Source organism: Caulobacter sp. DWR1-3-2b1, from assembly GCF_049895765.1.
Taxonomy (GTDB): Bacteria; Pseudomonadota; Alphaproteobacteria; order Caulobacterales; family Caulobacteraceae; genus Caulobacter.
Window position 1 is genome coordinate 1 of record NZ_JAFCSZ010000003.1, and the last position, 19726, is coordinate 19726.

The window sequence follows — 19726 nt, forward strand, 5'->3', positions numbered from 1 at the left end:
ATCCTTCGGTCCGGTTCGCAGATCTTCGACCGAGGCCCGTCCCTTCCACTTGGCGACGGTCTTGGGGTTGATCCCATGACGCTTCGCCAGGCCCCTCAGGCTCTCTTGACTATGCTGTACCGCTCGACGAACCGCCGCTGTCGTTGTGGCGCTCCCGTGGTGTACCTGCCCCATAGCGCATCCTTCCAACCATCGGAAAATAGTGCACCATCAAAGTCCGGGACCAAACATCTAGTGGATAGAACGCGACGCTTGAGTCCCTCTGGAAATCGCTCGATCCCTTTCTCGAGAAGGATTTAGGCGGGTTCCAAGCGACTGAATCTCACCACTAGATGTCTGGCGCCTAGGCTTTGGGTTGGCGAATTAGAACCGGCGCCACCTCAGACCCCATACGAATACATCTGCAAAATCTGGACAAAAGAGCCTGAAAGATTCAACGTCGATCCAACCCATCAAAGTCCGGGACCAAACATCTAGAGCACCTTCCGCGCCCGCAATCCCGCAACCGCCTCCGCGCTCAGTCCCGCCACCTCCCGCAGCACCGCGTCCGTGTGCTCGCCGAGCGTCGGCCCGGTCCAGCGCACACCGCCCGGGGTTTCCGACAGGCGCGGGAAGGCGTTCTGCATCTTCACCTGGCCAAACACCGGATGCGGCACGGTGACGATGGAGTCGCGGGCGGCGAAGTGCGGATCGGCCAGCATGTCGGGCGCGCGATAGATCCGGCCGGTGGCGATGCCGGCTTCTTCCAGGCGCGGCAGCAGAGCCTCAATCTCCTGGTCGGCCGTCCAGGCGGCGATACGGGCGTCGAGCTCGGCTTGGTGAGCGCCGCGCGCCGCATGATCGCGATAGCGGACATCGTCGATCAGGTCGGAGCGGCCCATCAGCTCGCACAACCGCTTGAACAGGCTGTCCTGATTGGCGCCGATCAGGATCAGCTCGCCGCTTTTGGTGGGATAGACGTTCGACGGCGCGATGCCGGGCAGCACCGCCCCCGACCGTTCGCGGATATAGCCCGTCAGATCGTATTCGGTGATCAGGTTCTCCATCACCGTCAGCACGCTCTCATAGATCGCCGCATCGACCACCTGGCCCTTGCCGGTGCGGTCGCGCGAATGCAGGGCCATCATCACGCCCAGGGCGGCGTTCAGGCCCGACAGGCTGTCGCCGATCGAGATACCGGCCCGGGCGGGATTGCGGTCAGGCTCGCCGGTGATGTGGCGCAGACCGCCCATGGCCTCGCCGACCAGGGCGTAGCCCGCGCGGTGCGAGTAGGGGCCCGTCTGGCCAAAGCCCGACACCCGCGCCATCACCAGCCCGGGATGGGTGGCCGACAGGGCCTCGTAGCCCATGCCCCAGGCCTCCAGCGTGCCGGGGCGGAAGTTTTCGACCACCACATCGGCCTTGGCGATCAGGCTCCGGGCCAGATCGCGGCCCTCCTCGGTGCGCAGATCGACGGTGACGGACTTTTTGTTGCGGCCGATCACCGGCCACCAGGGCGACAGGCCCTGAGGCTTGCTGCGCCCCCACTGGCGCATGGGATCGCCGGCCTTGGGATCTTCCAGCTTGATCACCTCGGCGCCGAAGTCGCCCAGGATCTGGCCGCAGAAGGGCCCCGCGATCAGCGAGCCCATTTCGATGACCCGCAGTCCGGTCAGCGGCGCATCAGCCATGTCGATCTTTCCCCGTGTTCACGGAACCGGTCACGGCCCCGTGATGTTCTTGTAGAGGTACGGCGCCGCGCGACGCCTACTGCCAATGACCTCTAGAAAAAACGCGCAGGGAAAGACAGCCATGACCCGTCAACTCCTCATCGTCGGCGCCGCCTTCGCCGCCCTCAGCCTCGCCGCCTGCGGCCCCAAGGCCGACGAGACCAAGGGCGCCGCGACGCCCGCCGAACAGGCCGCGACCCCGGACGCCAACCCCGCCGCCACCGTCCCCACGATGGCCGACGAGACCAAGGCCGACGTCTTCGCCATGAAGGCCGCCGACATCGACATGTTTAAAATGGAAGCCGCCAAACTGGCGGCCAAGCGCTCCACCAACGCCGAGGTGAAAGCCTTCGCCAAGATGATGGAAACTGGTCACATGAAGACCAGCGAAGGCCTCAAGGCGGCCATCGCGGCCTCCGGTGCGGCGATCACCTTGCCGATGGCCCTGTCGAAGGACACGCAGAATGACCTCGACGACCTGACCAAGGCCAGCAACGAGGACTTCGACAAAAAGTACGCCGACAGCCAGGTCGACGCCCACCAAGCGGCCCTGAACCTGCTGCAGCGCTACGCCCAGGACGGCGACACTCCGGCCATCAAGGCCTTCGCCGCCGCCACGGCCCCGACCGTTCAGGAACATCTGAACAAGGCCGAAGGTCTCAAGAAGGGCTTCGTGAACTAGTCTTCTAGGGGATCGCGTAGGCGACCGTCGCCTTGGCGGCGGCTCGCTCGCGCGATTCCGTCCAGATCAGGATATCGGCCGTCGCGATGCGGCGGCCGAGCTTGAGCAAGGTCGCCTCGGCATAGAGATCGCCCGGCTTGCATCCCCTCAGAAAGTGGATCGTCAGCGAGGTCGTGACCGCCATGGCCACCTCGCCGATATGGGCCAGCACCAGCGCATAGGCGGCCGTATCGGCCAAGGCCATCTGGGTCGGGCCAGAGATCAACCCGCCCGGCCGCAGCTGGCGGCTCTCGAAGCCCACCTTCATCAGGACCCGCCCCTCCGCGACTTCAACGACCGACGGCATCTGCCGCGCATCACCCTCGGGAAAGGCGCGCCGCAGGAAAGCGTTCAGCGCCTCGGCGTTCAGCTTCAGGACACCTTCCCCGCTCATCCACCCACCTTGACCGTATTGTCGTCGCCATTGCGGTCGATGACTGTGTTGTAGGGGTCAATGCCCGCATGCCTGGGCGCCTTGTCGACGACAAAGGTCAGGTTCTGGACGCCCGAGCGGATCGGGCGGCGCTCATAGAGCACCACGTCGGCAGCCTTGAACTCCTTCTTGCCGGGCTCGGCCGTGAACAGACCGATGTCCATGGTCTCGTTCAGCGGGGCCTCGGTCTCCTTGCCCCTGCCGTCCGCATACATCTTCTTGGCCTCGATGGTCAGGGTCACGTCGAACCGGCCATCGGCGCGCTTCCTCACGCCCGCGGCCTTGGTCTTGATGTCGTAGAGCGTGATCTTCTCGAAGAGATCGGTGATCAGGGCCTGCTTGTCGGCCGGCGCCTCGGCCCGGATCGCCCTCATGAAGTCCAGGGTCGTGGGATAGGGAGCGCCCTTGAACGCGTGGTCGGCGATCAGCTTGCGCAGGGCCCGGTTGACCGCCGCCTCGCCGATCTCCCGCTGCAGCCGGTACATAACCAGCGAGCCCTTGCGATAATAGATATAGGGCTGGTTTTCGACCTTGTAGAGCGGCTGTTCCTCCAGCGCATCGCCCCCCCGCGCCCGCAGATAGCTGTCGAGCTCGAACTTCAGGAACTTGCGGATCTGGCTTTCGCCATAGGTCCGCTTCATCACCATCAGAGCCGAATATTGCGCGAAGGTCTCGGACAGCATGGCGCCGCCCTGCTGGTCCGCGCCGATCACCTGGTGGGCCCACCACTGGTGGCCGATCTCGTGAGCCCCGACATAGGTGATCATGTCGATCTTTTCGGGATTCCTGTAGTCGGAGATGAAGAACAGGCCTTCCGACCACGGCATTGTGCCTGCAAAGGCCTGGGCGAACTGGGCGTAGTCAGGGAACTCCTGGAACCGCAGCTGACGGAACTGATAGGGGCTGAACTCGGCCTGCATATAGTCCAGCGAGCTCTTCATGCTGGTCTTCATGCGGTCGATATTCCAGGCATGCCGGGGGTCGTAATATACCGCCAGATCGATGCCCTTGTAGGTCTCGCGCGACACCGCGTAGCGGGCCGACTGGATCGACAGGAACGGCAGGATCGGCGCCTCCGTAACGAACCGCACGGTGCGGCGGTCGCCCTCACCCTTCACCGGACCCTTGATGTCGTCGCGCGAAAACCAGACCTTCTCGGACACCTTGTATCCGGGCGCGATGGGCGTCTGGTCGGCGGCGGTGGTCACAGTGATGTCGGCGCTGACGAAATCGGCGTCCTTGCGCAAGCCGTTGAACTGCGTCGAGGCAACGTCGCCCAGCCTGGCCACGCGTCGCTCGGGCGGCAGGCCGTATTTGCGGCGCTTGGCGCGATCGACCAGCAGGCCGTCGCGGGCCATGCCCAGGATCGGCGCGATCTCCAGATTGTTGATGAAGGTCCCGTTGGCCACCACGCGGGTTTCCGCGCCGCTGTTGGGGAAGCCCTTCTGGGCGCGCCGAGTGATGAAGCTCATCTTGCGCCGCTCGCCCGGGACCATCGGCGTGTCGAACGCGAAGATCCGGTAGTTGAAGCGATCATAGGTCTTTTTGGCCCAGGCGCCCTGGATCGACAGGCCTTTGACCTTGAGGTCGCGGTCGAACCGAACGTGGATCTCCTTCAGCGGCCCCGTCGTCTTGTTCTCAATGACATAGAAGCCCTTGGTGTCGACGCGCGGCTCACCCGGATGAATGTCCACATCCAGGGTCATGGCCACGATCTTGGGCTGCGGCACGGTCTCGAACGCCAACAGGGTCTTTTCGTAGTCGGCTTGCCACTTCTCGTTGTCGATATTGGTCCGGTAGGTGTTCCAGACATTGGTGTTGACGAAAATGAACACGCCTGTCGCCGCGAACATCACCAGCGCGCCCGCCAGGGTCAGGCCGGCCTTTCCGGTCATGCGGCGCGGCAACCGCGCCAGGCGTGGCCACAGCCGGGTCTCGGTTCCGCGACGCCACAGGCCGTAGGACAGAACCAGCAACACCACCGCGAAAGCCGTCCAGTAGAGCCGCAGCCACCAGGCCCCGATCCAGAACCGGCCCTGGCCGTTCATGTCCGAGAACGGCGTGTCGGTGACCGCGCCGTAATTGTAGAGCTTGTGCTCGAAACCCAGGTTCGTGAACGTGATGGTGGCGACCATGTAGATCACCATCAGGCCCCAGCCGATGAACTTGTGCGGGCTGATCGCCTGCAGGAACACCGCCAGCACCGCCAGCAGGATCCAGTCGACCGATTGCGGCAGGACGTACCACAACAGGTACTTGCCCAGTTCCAGGTTGGTGTAGCCGTGGGCCAGCTGGCTGATGATCGCGGCCAGCACGCTGACCAGCAGGGTCGAGATCAGCACCAGCGAAATGGCCAGGGTCTTGGGACCGACAAAGGCCCAATCCGGAACCGGGGTGGCGTCGATGATCTCGTGAGTCTTGCGCTCGCGTTCGCGCCAGACCAGCTCGCCTGAGTAGTAGATGGCGATGATCATCGGGATCAGGCCGAACGACCCCGTCAGCGGCATCAGCAGCACCCGGGTGACCGGATAGACCACCCCGCCATAGCGGCCGGCCTCGGTGGCGAACCACAGGGCGCCCATGGCGTTGGCGAGGCCAAGCGCCAGCAGCACGAAATAGGCCGGGCTTTTGAACACCTGACCCATGTCGAGGCGGGTGCGCGCCACCAGCTGTGCCCATGCAGCCTTGCGATCATATTGCGGAACCGCGCGGGTAGCGGGCGCGGTGGGCGGGAGGTCCGCCTCGGCGGACTTGGCCTTCTTGACCTTGCGATCCCCCGCCAGTTCGGCCGCCTGGACCTTGAACAGGAAATAGGCCGAAGCTAGGAAGGCGCTGGCCAGGGTCACGGCGAAGATGCGGTTGAACAGCAGGGCGCCGACCAGGGGCGGGGTCAGGGTGTTGCGCTCGGTAGCGGTCCAGTACTTGGTCGCGAGGCCGAATGCGGCTGTGCCCAGAGGCTCCCAGAGGGCCGCGCCCTTCTCGAACTCAGGCCGGTCCAGGGCGATGCCGGCGATGATCCACACCACCATGAAGGCGATGACGCCGACATAGGTCCACATCATCGAACGCGTCACGGTGGCCAGGGCGAAGAAGATCGCCGAGGTCAGGAAGATCGATGGCAGAGCCAAGGCGAAATAGGAGAAGAGATAGGCCTGCGGAATGTTCGGACCCAACCGCTCAGGATCGATCCACGGCATGAATGAGCCGATGAAGATCGCCAGAGGCACCGCCAGGAACGAGATCGCCGCCGCCAGGAAAGCACCGGTAAAGCGGCCGTACAGATAGTCGAACTTGCCGACCCGGGTAGAGCGCAGGATCGGCCCAAACCCCGTCTCGTCGTCGCGCACCACTACATTGGCCACAAAGGCCGTGGTTACGAACATGTAGAAGATCGACAGGATCAGATGGGTCTGGGCGATCGCATAGGGCGCGTTCTTGTGGATCTGCCCGCCACCGCCGATGCGGATCTGATCGATCGTCGCCGCCCCGAAGGTCAGCAGGAAAAACACCGTCGCCACCACCCAGAAGACGGGCGACTTCAGTTGGTAGCGGAGCTCGAAGCCCGCGATCTTGGCGAACATGAGTCCTCCTACGCCGCGCGGCGGGTGGTGGACAGGGTTGAGAAGTAGACGTCCTCCAGACCGCCCTCGACGGCGGTGAAGCCATCGCCCGGGTCGCTGTCGCAAAGGATGTGGATCACCGTGCGACCGCCCATCAGGCGGGTGGAGATCACCTGATACTTTGCCTTGGCGGCTTCGAGATCGGCCTTGTCGATGGTCTTGCGCCAGACCCGGCCATCCAGCTGGGTAACCAAGTCGGCCGGCGCGCCTTCCTTGACGATGCGGCCGTCGCAGATGATCGCCATGGCGGGACACAGGTCCGACACGTCCTCGACGATGTGGGTCGACAGGATCACCACAACGTTCTCGCCGATCTCGGCCAGCAGGTTCAGGAACCGGTTGCGCTCTTCGGGGTCGAGGCCGGCCGTCGGCTCGTCGACGATGATCAGCCGCGGATCGCCAATCAGGGCCTGGGCGATGCCGAAGCGCTGGCGCATACCGCCCGAGAACCCGGCCAGGGCCTTCTTGCGCACGCCCCACAGATTGACCTGATTGAGCAGGCTCTCGACCGTTTCCTTGCGCTCCCTGGCGCCGGCTATGCCCTTGAGCACCGCCATGTGGTCGAGCATGTCGTAGGCCGAGACGCGCGGATAGACGCCGAAATCCTGCGGCAGATAGCCAAGAGTGCGACGCAGCAGCTCGGGCGTCTTCAGCACGTCGATATCGCCAAAGCGGATATGGCCCGAGGTCGGGGCCTGCAACGTGGCGATGGTGCGCATCAGGGTCGACTTGCCGGCGCCGTTCGGACCCAGCAGGCCATACATGCCGCGCGGTATGGTCAGGCTGACCTCGTCAAGGGCGCGAACGCCGTTTCCGTAGACGTGAGTCAGATTCTCGATGATCAACATTCGCGCGCTCACAGCCCCCGCAGGATAGACGCTCAATATTCCCCGCACCCGTCATGACTCGGCTGCGCGGATGGGAGCAAGTGAAAGAACGTTTAAGCGCCCACGGTGTCGCGATAATTTCTGACACGCGATAACCTGGGCAGGGTGCTTTTGAAGTGCGCGGTTTGGCGCTAATCAGGCGCCATGACGACGTACCCCTTCCCCCCGCCAGCCGTTCCCGTGGTCCCGGTCGAGGGATCTTCCGACGTCTTTCCAGTGCGGCGCATCCTCTGTGTAGGCCGCAACTATGCCGCCCACGCCCGCGAAATGGGCGCCGACACCCGCGATCCGCCGTTCTTCTTCGCCAAGCCGGCGGATGCGGTCGTTCCTGCGCCGGCGAGCGTGCCCTACCCGTCGGCGACATCCGACCTGCATCACGAGATCGAGCTGGTCGCGGCCCTGAAGGCTGGCGGTGAAAATCTCACGCCCGAGCAGGCCATCGATCTGGTGTTCGGCTACGCGGTCGGCGTCGATCTCACCCGCCGCGACCTGCAAGCCGTCGCCAAGGCCAAGAGCCATCCGTGGGAAGCGGCCAAGGCCTTCGACGCCAGCGCGCCGATCTCCGCCATCCGCCCGATGAGCGGCCCGCCACCGCAAGGCGCGATCTTCCTGTCGGTCAACGGCGTCGAGAAACAGCGCGGCGACTTGGCCGACATGATCTGGAACGTCGCCGAGGTGATCGCCAAGGCCAGCCAGCTGTGGCGGCTGGAAGCCGGCGACCTGATCTTTACCGGCACGCCGGAGGGCGTCGGCCCCATCGCCCGCGGCGACAAGGTCGAGGGCGAGGTCGAGGGTGTCGGCAAGCTGTCCTTCACCCTGGCCTAGGAGCGCCCTATGAAGCTCATTCTGCATAGCGCCTGGCGGGCCAGCGCGCCCTATCGGGTGCGGATCGGCCTGAACCTCAAAGGTTTGGACTACGAGATCCAGCCAGTCGATCTGGTCTCTAGCCAGCATCATGGCGAGGCCTATCGCGCCCTTAATGCCCAGGCCCTGGTGCCAACCCTGGACGTGGATGGCCGCCATCTGACCCAGAGCCTGGCCATACTGGAGTGGCTCGAGGAGACGGTCTCAGCTGCGCCCTTGCTGCCCGTCGATCCGTTCGACCGCGCCACTGTCCGCGCCATGGCCGAGATCGTCGCCTGCGACATCCACCCGGTGAACAACCTGCGCATCCTGCGCGCCCTGACCGGCCTGGGAGTCGATCAGGACGGCCGCGACGTCTGGGCCCAGCGCTGGATCACCGACGGATTTACCGCTCTGGAGCCGATGGTGGCCCGGCACGGCAAGGGCTACGCCTTCGGCGACACGCCCGGTCTGGCCGATTGCTGCCTGGTCCCACAGGTCTATAACGCCGCCCGCTTCCACGTAGACATGACGCCGTTCCCGGCGATCGCCGCCGCTGTGGCTCGGGCCTCCGAACACCCGGCGATCGCCGCCGCTCACCCCAACCTTCAACCGGATGCCCAAAAGGCGTGAGGAAAAGCATGCTTGAGGATCTCAAGGCCAATAACGCCGCCTGGTCGAAGGGCAAAACCGAGGTCGATCCGGCCTTCTTCAAACGGCTCGAAAACCAGCAGAGCCCGGAATATCTCTGGATCGGCTGCAGCGACAGTCGCGTGCCCGCCAACGAGATTGTCGGCCTGGATCCGGGCGAGATGTTCGTCCACCGCAATGTGGCCAACCTCGCCCCGCCTCAGGACGCCAACTATCTGAGCGTGCTGCAGTTCGCGGTCGATGTGCTGAAGGTCAAACACGTCATGGTCGTCGGCCACTATGGCTGCGGCGGCGTGGCGGCGGCCATCGACGGCAAGCGGCGCGGCCTGGTCGATCACTGGCTGCACCCGATCCGCGAGGTCCATGCCGAGCACCGCCACGAACTGGACGCCATGCCCGGCGAGAAGGAAAAGCTCAACCGCCTGTGTGAGCTGAACGTCATCCGTCAGGTGCGCAACGTGGCCGCCGACGTCTTCGTCCAGGACGCCTGGGCGCGTGGCCAGCCGCTGGCCGTACATGGATGGGTCTATTCGCTGGCCAACGGCCTGGTGAACGACCTGAACGTCGGGATCTCCTGCCTTGACGACTATGAGACGGTGGCTGGCAGGCCGGTCTGAAGCCAACCAAACTCCGTTCTCCCCGGCGAAAGCCGGGGCCCAGATCGAACCCTGAGCGTCGAAGATCCGGCTAGAGCCCTTTCCGACCTGATGGCTTCATCAGGGTCGGGCGAAAAAGGCTCTAAATCAAAAGTTTAGAGCATTTTTCGATCCGATAACCGTTTCACACTTATCGGAAAATGCGCTAGGCCTCTGGCGCAGACACGCTAAAGGCTCTCGATGAATCTGGGTCCCGGCCTTCGCCGGGAAGAGCGGAGTTTGAGAGCAACCTATCCCCCCTTGATCCGCACCCGCGCCGAGGCCTTGCGCCCCTGCCCATCCACCACCGACAACCTGTAGAACCCAGGCGCAGCCGGCTTCCAGACCACACGACCGCTGACCGGATCGGCCGCCAGCGGCGCGCCGCCGACGTACCAGGTCAGATCCTCGCCGCCCGCCGCCAGCACCAGCCCCCGCGACCTCGGCCCAAGGGCTTCGACCTGCACCGCCGCGCCGTCGGGCGGAAAGATCAGGCGCGGGCCTTCGGTCTGGGCCCTGAGGGTTTGCAACGCCTCGGGCGCGGCCTTTGGCGCGATGGGACGCGGAGCGGTCGCCGGAGCGCCCACCACGTCGGCGACGTCGAACAGTAGCGGCAGGGCGGCGTCGCGTCCGGTCAGGCCGCCGCGCGCGCCGCCGTCGGCTCGTCCTGTCCAGACGATGATCGCATAACCACCAACCACCCCGGCCGCCACGGCGTCGCGGAAGCCGTAGGAGGTGCCGGTCTTGAAAGCCATGGCCGGCCCGCCCCGGGTCAGGGCTGACGGCGCGCGACCGCGTGGCGCGGGGGCCTCGCGCAGGATGTCCAGGACCTGCCGCGCCGCCTCGGGCCGCACCAGCCGCGTTCCGCCAGATTTCTCGCGCAGTTTGGCGTCGGCTTCGGTCCAGGCCAACGGCTTGGCTATGCCGCCGTCCCCCAGAGCAGCATAGAGGAGGGCCAGGTCGCGCAGGGTGATTCCCTCCCCTCCCAAGGCGAGAGCCAGACCCGCCGCCTTCAGCTCCGACTTCGGCCGGGCCAGATGGGCGCCGGCCGCCTCGATGCGGCCCGCGAAAGCCTCAGGACCCAGGCGCTCAAGCGTCGCCACGGCCGGGACGTTCAACGAGTGGGTCAGGGCCTCGCGCACCGTGACCTTGTCGTGAAAGACGCGGTCGAAGTTCTCGGGCTGATAGTCGGCGAAGCGGGTGGCGCTATCGGTCAGCTGGGTGTCGGCCGCCACCAGTCCGTCGTCCATGGCCATGGCGTAGATGAAGGGCTTCAAGGCCGAGCCCGGCGAGCGCAGGGCCCGCGTCATGTCCACCCAGCCCCCGGCCCGGTCGCGACCGGCCGAGCCGACGGCGGCGCGGACGGCCCGCCCCTTGATCTCGACCACCAGGATCGCGGCTGTGGCGTCGGCGCCTTGCGAAGCCGCGATGGCGGCGGCCATCGGCTCCAGCCGCGCCTGCAGGTCGGCGTCGAGGGTGGTGATCACGCTGGCCTGGCTGATCGGCGCAGCGAGAGCCAGCTCCCCCGCCACGTTCCAGGCCAGGGCCGGGAACGGCGCGCGGCGCGGCAGGGGCTCGGCGTCAGCTTCGGCAGCCGCTGCCTCGGTGAGCACCCCGGCGCGAACCATCTTGTCCAGCACCGCCCGTCGCGCGAACCGCGCCGCCTCGGGCCGACGATCGGGCCGCCTAGCCTCGGGCGACTGCGGCAAGGCGATCAGCAGGGCCTGCTGGCCGTCGGTCAGGCTGCTCGGCTCCTGGCCGAAATAGGCCAGGCTGGCGGCGCGCACGCCCTCCAGATTGCCGCCATAGGGAGCCAGCGTCAGGTAAAGCGCCAGGGTCTGGCGCTTGGTCAGCCGCGACTCCAGCTGCACGGCGCGGACCATCTCGATCAGCTTGGAACCCAGATTGCGCGGGCGCGGCTCCAGCAGGCGGGCCGTCTGCATGGTCAGGGTCGAGGCGCCGGAGGTCGGACGGCCATGGACCACGGCCGAGCCGAACGCCCGGACCACCGCCAGAGGATCGACGCCAAGGTGCCGGTAAAATCGGCCATCCTCGACCGCGATCAGGCGCTTGCGGAATGTCGGGTCGGTGCGGTCCAGATCGGCCCGGATCCGCCAACGACCATCCTCGACCGGCAGGGCCCGCAACCACATCCCGCGTCGATCCAGCGCCACCGGCGAGGACTGCCGGGCGCGGGTCAAGTCCGGCGGGAAGACAGCGCTGAGGGTGGCGAGAACGACCTGGACGCCGAGCACAGCGACGAGGATGCGGGTGAGCGGCGCGACCATCTTCCCCCTCCGGGGAAGGAGGGTTCGCAGCATCCGGAGGGGGCCAGTGGAAGCCGCGCCCTCCGAATCTTGAGACGTCATCTTACGACCGCCTCGCGTCACTTGCCCCCTCCGCGCTTGCAGCGCTCCTCCCCCGGAGCGGGAAGATAAAACACCCGCGCACCCTCACTGCCCCGGCGCGATCACCGCCCGGCCAGCGTCCGACCGCGCGTTCAGGCTCGGTCGGTACATGTCCTTGGCCACGGCCCCGGGCAGGAAGAACTCGCCCGGCGTCACTGCTCGCGCCACATAGGCCAGGGCGAAGGGCTTATTGCCCTCCAGATCCATGGCCGCGATGAAGCGGTCATCGCGGCTTTCCTGCACATCCGCGCCCGTCAGTTCGCCGAGGAACTTGTACGGACCGTTCTGGGCGTCGTCAGCGCCGAGCGTCGTCTCGATCTCGAAGCCGGCCGGCAGGGCGTCATCGACCACCAGGGCGGTTGAGCGGGCCTGCATTGAGCGGCCGGAGACCAGCACGATGATCCGGTCGCCCTGGCGGATAGCCGCAGGATCGACCGCCGCGCCGTTCATCGACAACAGGCGCTTGCCGACGAACAGGCCGTTGGACGCTGCGCCTGGAGCCGAGGTCGGCGTGCCGCGAACGCTGACCGTCCGCCACAGGGCGCCCTTGCTGGTGTTGGTAAAGCGGCTGTCGGCCAGCTTGCCCACCGCCCAGCGCGGCGCGCCGCCGGCCGGCGGCAGGGCCATGGCCCCCTTGGCATCGATCGAGATCGGGCCGGCCGCCTTCAGCAGGGCAAAGGCCGCGTGCAGCACGGCCGCCTGTTCCTGGGTGTTGAGGGCGTCGGGATCCTTGACCACGTTCTCCAGCCGACCTTGCAGCTGGCGGGCGATGTCGCCCTGATTGGCTTCAACGGCCAAGGCGGTAAGGCCGGCTACATCGCGTAGCGGGCTCTGGTACCAGTCCTGCTCGTCGCGATAGCCCAGCGACTTGACCGCCTGACGCATGGCCGAGCGGGCCCGGGCGTTGTCGCCCATGCGGGCGAGGCCGACGGCGACATAGGCCTTGGCCATCGGCTGGTCCTCATCCTTCATCTGCACATCGTGCCACCAGCGCAGGCGAGCCAGATCGCCCTTGCCGCCCTTGGCCATCACGTAGAGCGCGTAGGCCGAGGCCCGGCGACGCATCCGTTCGGTGGCCTTCTTCGAAGCCTCCGGCGAAGACGCCCACCACTCTGGATATTCCATCCGATAGGAGACCGAGGCCCAGCCGTCGGGACGGCTGATCTGGCGCATGGCGTTCATGGCCTTGTCGATGGCCGCGTCCGGCACGGCGACGCCTTGCGCCCGCGCTTCCAGCAGGAAATCGGTCGTATAGGCGCCCAGCCAGGCGTCGGCTTCGCCGTCACCCACCCGCCACAGCCCAAAGGCCCCGTCGAGGGTCTGGCGGTCCAGCAGCTTGCCCACCGCGCCAGCGAGCGCCGTCGGCGTGCGTTTCAACTTGGGATCGCTGGTCAGGCTCTGGGCGTACAGCAGCGGATAGGCCGTCGAGACCAGCTGTTCGGTGCAGCCATAGGGGTAGCGTTGCAGGGCCACCGCGATGGCCGCAGGATCGAAGCCCTTGAACGGCGAATAGCTGACCTGCAGCGTCACATCGCCGGCCGCCAGACCGCTCATCAGGTCGGCCGTCGGCGTATAGGCCGCGCCGGGCTGTTGCAGCTGCGTGGTAGTGCGGACCACGTCGCCCCAGCCCAGACGGGTCTGGATCGGATAGTCCTTCGAGGTCGCGAAGCCGGGGCCGGCCACCTTGAAGCCGATCTTGCCGATGCCGGTGACGTCGGGGGCCAGGAAGGGGATCTTCTCGGCGATTCGTTGTCCCAAGATCAGCTGAAACACCTTCCTGAAGGCCACCTTCAGCCCGCCCGACGAGAAGGCCTCGGCGGTATAGGCGCCGGGCTTGCCCTCGACATTGTGCAGTTCCAGGGTGGCCATGGCCTTGTCGCCCGGGGCCAGGAAGCGCGGCAGGTTCAGGTCGGCCACCACCGGCTGGCGCACGGTCAGGGGCTTGGAGCCCGAGCCGACGGCGGTGTCGGTCCAGGCCACGGCCATCAGCCGCAGCTCGCCATTGAAGTCGGCAGCCGGCAGCTTGACCACCGCCTTGCCGTCGAAGCCGGTCTCGACCACGCCCGACCAAAGGGCCACGGTCTTGATCGGCGTCACCGTCAGGCCTTCACCGCCCACCTCATCGGCGCCGAAATTGACATTGGCCGGCGCGCCCAGATTGGGATCCAGCAGGCGGCCATAGTCGTCGCGATAATCGACGCCCAGGGCGCGCTTGCCGAAGTACCACTTCACGGGGTCGGGACTGTCCTGACGGGTCAGGCGCAGAATGCCTTCATCGACCGCCGCGATGGTGACGTGGGCGCGCTGGCCAAGGCCAAGGCCCTTCACCGAGACCGGGATCTCGACCGGCGCCTTGGAGTCGATCTTCACGGGCGTGCCCAGATCAACCGTCAGCTTCCGGCTCTTGGGATCGAGCGGCACATAGACCAGGCCCAAGGCGCGACGCGGCTTGGGCGAGGCGACCGGATCGCGCGGTTGGATGACGCTGACCATCACATAGGCTCCGCCGCCCCAGGCCGCCGAGGTCTTCAGGCGCACGGTCGTCCCGTTCTCGCCGACCGACACGGTCTTCAGGTCGATCAGGCGATCGGTGGCGACGGCGATCTGCGCCTCGCCGGCATAGGGCGGCTTCAGCGTGATCTCGACCGTGTCGCCTTGCACATAGGCCTTGGTCCCGGCGCTGACCCGCACGAAGTCGGGCGCCTCGGCGTCCTTGGCGGGCGAGCCCCAGCCGGCGGCGAAGCGGGTGACCGTTCGCGAACCATCGGCGCCCTCGACCACGAGACGATAGTCACCCCAGCCCAGGCGGCGGGTGAATCGGGCCGGGTCGCCGGCGCCGATATTCACACTGGCCTTGGCCACCACCGCGTCGCGGCTGGTGCGCCGCCACTGCCAGCGGCCGTCCTGCTGGAACCAGTCATAGTCCCAGTTCTCGCTGATCAGGGTGTAGGTTGCGGTCGCCCCCACCCGCTTGCCGGCGGCGTTGACGGCGATGATGTTCAGGCTGATCGGCGGATCGCCCTTGGCGGACTCGCCCTGGTCGACCTTGACCCCGAAATAGAGCGGCTTGGCACGGACCTTCAGATCGAGACCTTCGCGCACCGGACGCCCGCCGGGCTCGAACACCGAGGTGGTGACGGCGGCGACCAAGGGCTGGGCCGTGTCGCCCGCCAGATCGGTTCCAACCGACAGCACGGCCCGACCCTCGCCGTCGGTGACCGTCGTGCCCAGCTCCAGGAACTTTTCCTCGAACGGCTTGTCGGCGTCGCCCCAGACATAGTCCTTGAACGCAGGGAACGGATCGCTGTCGGCGCGCAGCCGGGCCTCGCCCTGCGTCTGCAAGCCAGCGCCGGGCGCGCCGTACAGGAATCGGGCCGAGACATCGACCTTGCGGGTCTCGCCCACGCCCAGGGGGATGGATTCCTGGCCCGTGGCGGTGACGGCCAGACGTTGCGGCGCGAAGTCCTCGACGCTGAAGGTCAGGCTGCCCGAGGCGGCCTCGACACCCTCGATCTTCAGTTCGGCGGTCCAGCGCCCGCGCGGCGCGGAGCGCGGCAGGGCGATGTCGGCCAGCACGGCGCCGGCCTTGGCGCGGTCGAACGGATAGCGCTTGAACTCGACGCCGGAGGGCCGCTTGACGACGATCTCGCCCTTGCGGTCGTTCACCGCCTTGGCCAAACGGTCGCGAACCATGGCGGTCAGGTGGACGGTTTCGCCCGGGCGATAGATGCCGCGGTCGGCATAGAGATAACCGTCGATGTCGGTCCGGGTCGAACGGCCGGTGGTGGCGCCCTCGCGTCCGCCGACGCCCTGTTTGGACAGGTCGACCGGCGAGCGGTCCAGGTCCAGCACCGCCAGATCGCCCAGCGGCCCATAGGCCATGACCATCTTGGCGCGCTCAGAGCCTTCGCCTTCCAGCAGGGGACGCAGGAAACGCACGCGGCCGTCGGCGTCGCTTTTCGCCTCGGCCAGGTCCTCGCCGTCCTTGGCGACCAAGGCCACGCGGACCCCCGCCATGGTCTTGGCGCTCTTCAGCGAGCGGATTACGACGTCGAGGGATTCGGAGCCGTCATAAGCGATCATCGCCATGTCGGTGAACACGATCCAGCGCCGGGCCTGGGCTGGTGGCGTATCGCCCTCCTCGTCAGGATCTCGACCGCCCGAGGCGTCGCGCGCCTTGATCACATAGCCGCCGGCCTTCATGTCCTTCAGCACCGCGCCCAGCGGGAAGACGGTGGTGGCCTTCTGGCCGGCGGCGCCGTTGACCGGTACGACGCCCTTCCAGACGCGGCGGCCGTCGTCATTGGGGCTGTCTTCGCCATAGTCGCTGGAATAGTCGCCTTCGCCCGTGGGATCGGGCGCGCTGATCGACTTGCGCACCAGATTGCGATCGGAAACGCGCCAGACCTCAATGGCCAGGGTCTGGACATTGATGGTCTCGATGCCGACGCCGTCGGAGTCCTCGCGCGGCAGGATCACGCCGTCGCCGGCGAAACCGACATAGGGGGGCTTCTCGCCAAAGGTGAAGTCCACATCGGCATTGGCGGTCAGGGTCTCGCCGCCCCTGGCGGGCAGGCCCTTGAGCAGGGTCACGCGGTGATCGGTGAAGCCCACGCCGCCGACGCACAGTTCGTCGCCCTTGACCCGCACGGCGGGCGTGCGGCCGGTGTCAGGCGAGATCAACACAAAGTCCGCATAGGCCTTGGACGGGTCGAGTGGCTTGCTCATCCGCACGCAGGCCATGGGGTCGGCGCCGCTGCTGTCGATCCGGCTCTGCCAGACGGCGAAGCCTTCGGGCTTGGGAATGCCGCGACGCGCAGCGCCCGCCGAGCGGGGCTTGCCGAACAGCGACCAGGCTTGCCCTTTGACCGGGGCCGACGCCACGGCGCTTTTGCTGCCGCCGAACCAGCCTAGCTCGCCGGCCCTGCCCGCGAATATCCCGCCGCCGAAACCGACGACCAGGGCCGCCGCGGCGACGGCGATCATGCGCGTCTGCCCGGAGTCGGGCCGCCAGGTCTTCAGCCGGTCAAGGAAAGCCGCGCGCGGCCGGGGAGTCGAGTCGTCCGAACCGCTCGCGGGCGGTGTCTCGTCCGTCGACATGCAGCATCCCCCGGTTCACCACGTTTGGAGACCGGATGTGATGCCAAGCTTGGCGCCGGGTCAACGGGCGCAAGCCCATTGTCGCACAAGCTCATATGTTGAACTCGACCTGGGCCGTGGACAGGCTGTAGCAGGCCGAGACGATCTTCAAACGTCCCGAGGCCAAGCGGTCGGCCAGGATGTGGTCGGCGGACTTCAGGCGCTCGGCCGTAATGCGGACGTTTTGACGAATCGCCGCGTCCTGCAGATCGGCCGGCGACTTGGCTTGCGCCTCCAGAACGGCCGGGATGATTGGCAAAGCCATGTCGAACAGGGCGCCGTGCAGGTGGCTGTGCTTGGTCACCACATCAACAGCCGCGCCGACGGCGCCGCACTTGGTGTGGCCCAGCACGACGATCAGCGGCGCGCCCAGGTGCTCGACGGCATAGAGAATCGAGCCGAGGCCCTCGCGGCTGACGGTCGAGCCAGCGACGCGAACCACGAACAACTCGCCCAGGGTGCAGTCGAAAACCAGTTCCGGCGGCACGCGGCTGTCGGAGCAGCCGACGATGATCGCGAACGGCTTCTGACCGTTGGAAAGCTCGTTGATTCGCGCCCAGCTGGGCAGGGCCATGCTGGCCCCGCCGCGTGCGAAGATGGCGTTGCCGTGTTTCAGGCGGCCCAGGGCTTCATCGGGATTGATGATGATCTCGGGCGCGTGTGTCTCGGCTGGCTTGGGGTATTCATTGACCGTCGAGCGCGGCGCGGGCGCGCCCTGCGCGGCGGCCGGCCGGGGCCGAGGCGCCGGCTTGCGCGGCGCGGGCTTAGGATGATCGTCGCCCTCGGCGAAGGCGGCCAACGGCGCGCCGGCCAATCCAGACGCCAAAGCGACCAGCAAAATTCGTCTCGAAACCATCTCGTCCCCCGACGCGGGTTGTCTGTCGGCTACAGGACTAGAGAGGCAAGGTTAACCGACTGTAGGTTTTCGATTATTCGCTACAGCGGCAATTCCGCGCGCTTGACCACGGTGCGCAGGGCAATGCTGGAGCTGACCCGCACCACGCCGGGGATTCGCGTCAGTTCCTGGGCGTGGACCCGCTCCAGGTCGTCAACGTCTCGCACCACCAGCCGCAGCAGATAGTCCGACCCGCCGGTCATCAGATAGCACTCGGCCACCTCGCGGACAGAGGCGATGGCTTTCTCGAAGGCGCTGAGCGTGGCCTCGGCCTGAGACGACAGCGTGACGGTGACGAAGACGCTGAGCGGCAGGCCCACAGCCCGCTCGTCGATCACAGCGGCGTAGCGGCCGATGACCCCGGCTTCCTCCAGCGCCCGCACCCGACGCAGGCACGCGGACTCGGAAAGATTCACCGCTTCAGCCATTTCCACATAGCTGGCTCGGCCACGTCGCTGCAGCAGAGTCAGGAGCTTCCGGTCGAAGGCGTCCAGATCAATGACGGGTTTCTTCATGAATTCACCGGAGTGACGCAGGATTCCTGCATAACACAGTTCTGATGGCACGAAATGGCCAAGGAACCTGCAGGGCGTGAGGCGTAAACCAGCGTCAAAATTCCATTGGAGGAAACCATCATGCGCGTAGGCGTCCCCTCAGAGATCAAACCGGGCGAACACCGCGTGGGTCTCACCCCCACCGCGGTTCGGGAATATGTCGGCCACGGCCACAGCGTGCTCGTCCAGTCCGGCGCCGGCCTCGGCGCGGGCTATTCAGACGACACCTATCTGAAGGCCGGCGCGACCATCGCCGCCGACGCCGTGGCTGTGTTCGCCGGCGCGGACATGATCATCAAGGTCAAGGAACCGCAGAAGGTCGAGTGGGAGAAGCTGGAACCCCGCCACATCCTCTTCACCTATCTGCACCTGGCGCCCGATCCGGCCCAGACCGAGGGCCTGCTGAACAGCGGCTGCGCGGCCATCGCCTATGAGACCGTCACCGACGCGAAGGGCGGCCTGCCGCTGCTGGCTCCGATGTCGGAAGTGGCCGGGCGGATCGCCGTGTTCTCGGCGGCCGAGACCCTGCTCAAGCATAATGGCGGCATGGGCCTGCTGCTTTGCGGCGTGCCCGGCGTGCCGCCGGCCCGTGTGGTCGTGCTGGGCGGCGGCGTCGTCGGCTCCAACGCCGCGCGCATGGCCGCCGGCCTGGGCGCGGAGGTGGTGGTGCTGGAACGCTCGATCCCGCGCATGCGCGAGCTGGACGACCTCTATCAGGGCCGCATCCTGACCCGCTATTCGACCTTCGCGGCGGTGGAAGAAGAGATCCTCAAGGCCGACGTGATCATCGGCGCCGTGCTCACCGCCGGCGCCGCCGCGCCCAAGCTGGTGCGTCGCGAGCATCTCAAGCAGATGAAGCAGGGCTCGGTTCTGGTCGATGTCTCGATCGACCAGGGCGGCTGTTTCGAGACCAGCAAGCCGACCACCCACGCCGACCCGACCTATACGGTCGATGGCGTGGTGCACTATTGCGTTGCCAACATGCCCGGCGCCGCGCCGCGCACCTCGTCGGAGGCCCTCGGCAACGCGACCTTGCCCTTCGGCCTGGCCTTGGCCGACCACGGCCTGAACGCCCTGAAGACCAACGTCCACCTGGCGCGTGGCCTCAATGTGCTGAAGGGCGAACTGACCCACCCGGCTGTCGCCGAGGCGCTCGGCAAGCCGTCGGTGGATCCCTACGGCGCCTGGAAGTAGTTTCCGAAAACGAGAAGGGCGCCGAGCAAAATCGCTC

13 protein-coding genes and 1 pseudogene are annotated in these 19726 nt (G+C 66.6%); 5 read left to right on the forward strand and 9 right to left on the reverse strand.

Annotated elements, in window-relative coordinates:
- Both ACP69S_RS03775 and ACP69S_RS03780 read right to left on the reverse strand, forming a co-directional pair.
- Nucleotides 1–174 (reverse strand): annotated as a pseudogene (locus ACP69S_RS03775) (IS481 family transposase); the annotation flags it as partial.
- Between the two features lie 299 nt (nucleotides 175–473).
- Nucleotides 474–1670 carry a CaiB/BaiF CoA transferase family protein gene (locus ACP69S_RS03780; protein ID WP_425995010.1) on the reverse strand — a complete coding sequence of 399 codons (1197 nt, stop codon included), beginning with the start codon at nucleotides 1668–1670 and terminating at the stop codon, nucleotides 474–476.
- Between the two features lie 121 nt (nucleotides 1671–1791).
- Here ACP69S_RS03780 and ACP69S_RS03785 point away from each other — a divergent pair, with 121 nt between their 5' ends.
- Nucleotides 1792–2391, forward strand: coding sequence for a DUF4142 domain-containing protein (locus tag ACP69S_RS03785; protein WP_425995012.1), 600 nt, complete (start codon nucleotides 1792–1794; stop codon nucleotides 2389–2391).
- Nucleotides 2392–2395: 4 nt separating this feature from the next.
- Here ACP69S_RS03785 and ACP69S_RS03790 read toward each other — a convergent pair whose 3' ends face one another.
- From ACP69S_RS03790 to ACP69S_RS03800, 3 genes are read right to left on the reverse strand one after another with little or no spacing between them, the layout of a single operon-like run.
- A complete protein-coding gene (locus ACP69S_RS03790) occupies nucleotides 2396–2824 on the reverse strand; it encodes a PaaI family thioesterase (protein WP_425995014.1) in 429 nt (142 codons plus the stop codon).
- On the reverse strand, nucleotides 2821–6444 hold the full coding sequence (locus tag ACP69S_RS03795) for a M1 family aminopeptidase (RefSeq protein WP_425995016.1): 3624 nt from the start codon (nucleotides 6442–6444) through the stop codon (nucleotides 2821–2823). The genes ACP69S_RS03790 and ACP69S_RS03795 overlap by 4 nt, the downstream gene beginning before the upstream one ends.
- A gap of 8 nt (nucleotides 6445–6452) precedes the next feature.
- Nucleotides 6453–7331, reverse strand: a complete 879-nt coding sequence (locus ACP69S_RS03800; RefSeq protein WP_425995018.1) for an ABC transporter ATP-binding protein — start codon at nucleotides 7329–7331, stop codon at nucleotides 6453–6455.
- 183 nt (nucleotides 7332–7514) lie between these two features.
- Between ACP69S_RS03800 and ACP69S_RS03805 the strand changes: the two genes are divergently transcribed.
- The 3 genes from ACP69S_RS03805 to ACP69S_RS03815 are packed head-to-tail and all read left to right on the forward strand — an operon-like array spanning nucleotide 7515 to nucleotide 9481.
- Nucleotides 7515–8195 (forward strand): fumarylacetoacetate hydrolase family protein, encoded by a 681-nt coding sequence (locus ACP69S_RS03805; protein WP_425995020.1) that lies wholly within the window; start codon nucleotides 7515–7517, stop codon nucleotides 8193–8195.
- A gap of 9 nt (nucleotides 8196–8204) precedes the next feature.
- Nucleotides 8205–8846, forward strand: coding sequence for a maleylacetoacetate isomerase (gene maiA, locus ACP69S_RS03810; protein ID WP_425995022.1), 642 nt, complete (start codon nucleotides 8205–8207; stop codon nucleotides 8844–8846).
- Nucleotides 8847–8854: 8 nt separating this feature from the next.
- A complete protein-coding gene (locus tag ACP69S_RS03815; RefSeq protein ID WP_425995024.1) occupies nucleotides 8855–9481 on the forward strand; it encodes a carbonic anhydrase in 627 nt (208 codons plus the stop codon).
- Nucleotides 9482–9750: 269 nt separating this feature from the next.
- On the opposite strand, the gene pbpC is transcribed toward ACP69S_RS03815, so the two are convergent.
- The 4 genes from pbpC to ACP69S_RS03835 all read right to left on the reverse strand — a co-directional run bounded on the left by pbpC (nucleotide 9751) and on the right by ACP69S_RS03835 (nucleotide 18456).
- Entirely contained in the window at nucleotides 9751–11820 is a 2070-nt protein-coding gene (gene pbpC / locus ACP69S_RS03820) for a penicillin-binding protein 1C (protein WP_425995026.1), read from the reverse strand.
- 132 nt (nucleotides 11821–11952) lie between these two features.
- Nucleotides 11953–17007, reverse strand: coding sequence for an alpha-2-macroglobulin family protein (locus ACP69S_RS03825; RefSeq protein ID WP_425995028.1), 5055 nt, complete (start codon nucleotides 17005–17007; stop codon nucleotides 11953–11955).
- 91 nt (nucleotides 17008–17098) lie between these two features.
- Nucleotides 17099–17902: a carbonic anhydrase gene (locus ACP69S_RS03830; RefSeq protein WP_425995030.1), complete on the reverse strand. Its 804-nt coding sequence runs from the start codon at nucleotides 17900–17902 to the stop codon at nucleotides 17099–17101.
- An 80-nt stretch (nucleotides 17903–17982) separates the two neighbouring features.
- A complete protein-coding gene (locus ACP69S_RS03835) occupies nucleotides 17983–18456 on the reverse strand; it encodes an Lrp/AsnC family transcriptional regulator (protein ID WP_425995032.1) in 474 nt (157 codons plus the stop codon).
- A 120-nt stretch (nucleotides 18457–18576) separates the two neighbouring features.
- Between ACP69S_RS03835 and ald the strand changes: the two genes are divergently transcribed.
- Nucleotides 18577–19689, forward strand: coding sequence for an alanine dehydrogenase (gene ald, locus ACP69S_RS03840; RefSeq protein WP_425995034.1), 1113 nt, complete (start codon nucleotides 18577–18579; stop codon nucleotides 19687–19689).
- Nucleotides 19690–19726: the final 37 nt, after the last annotated feature.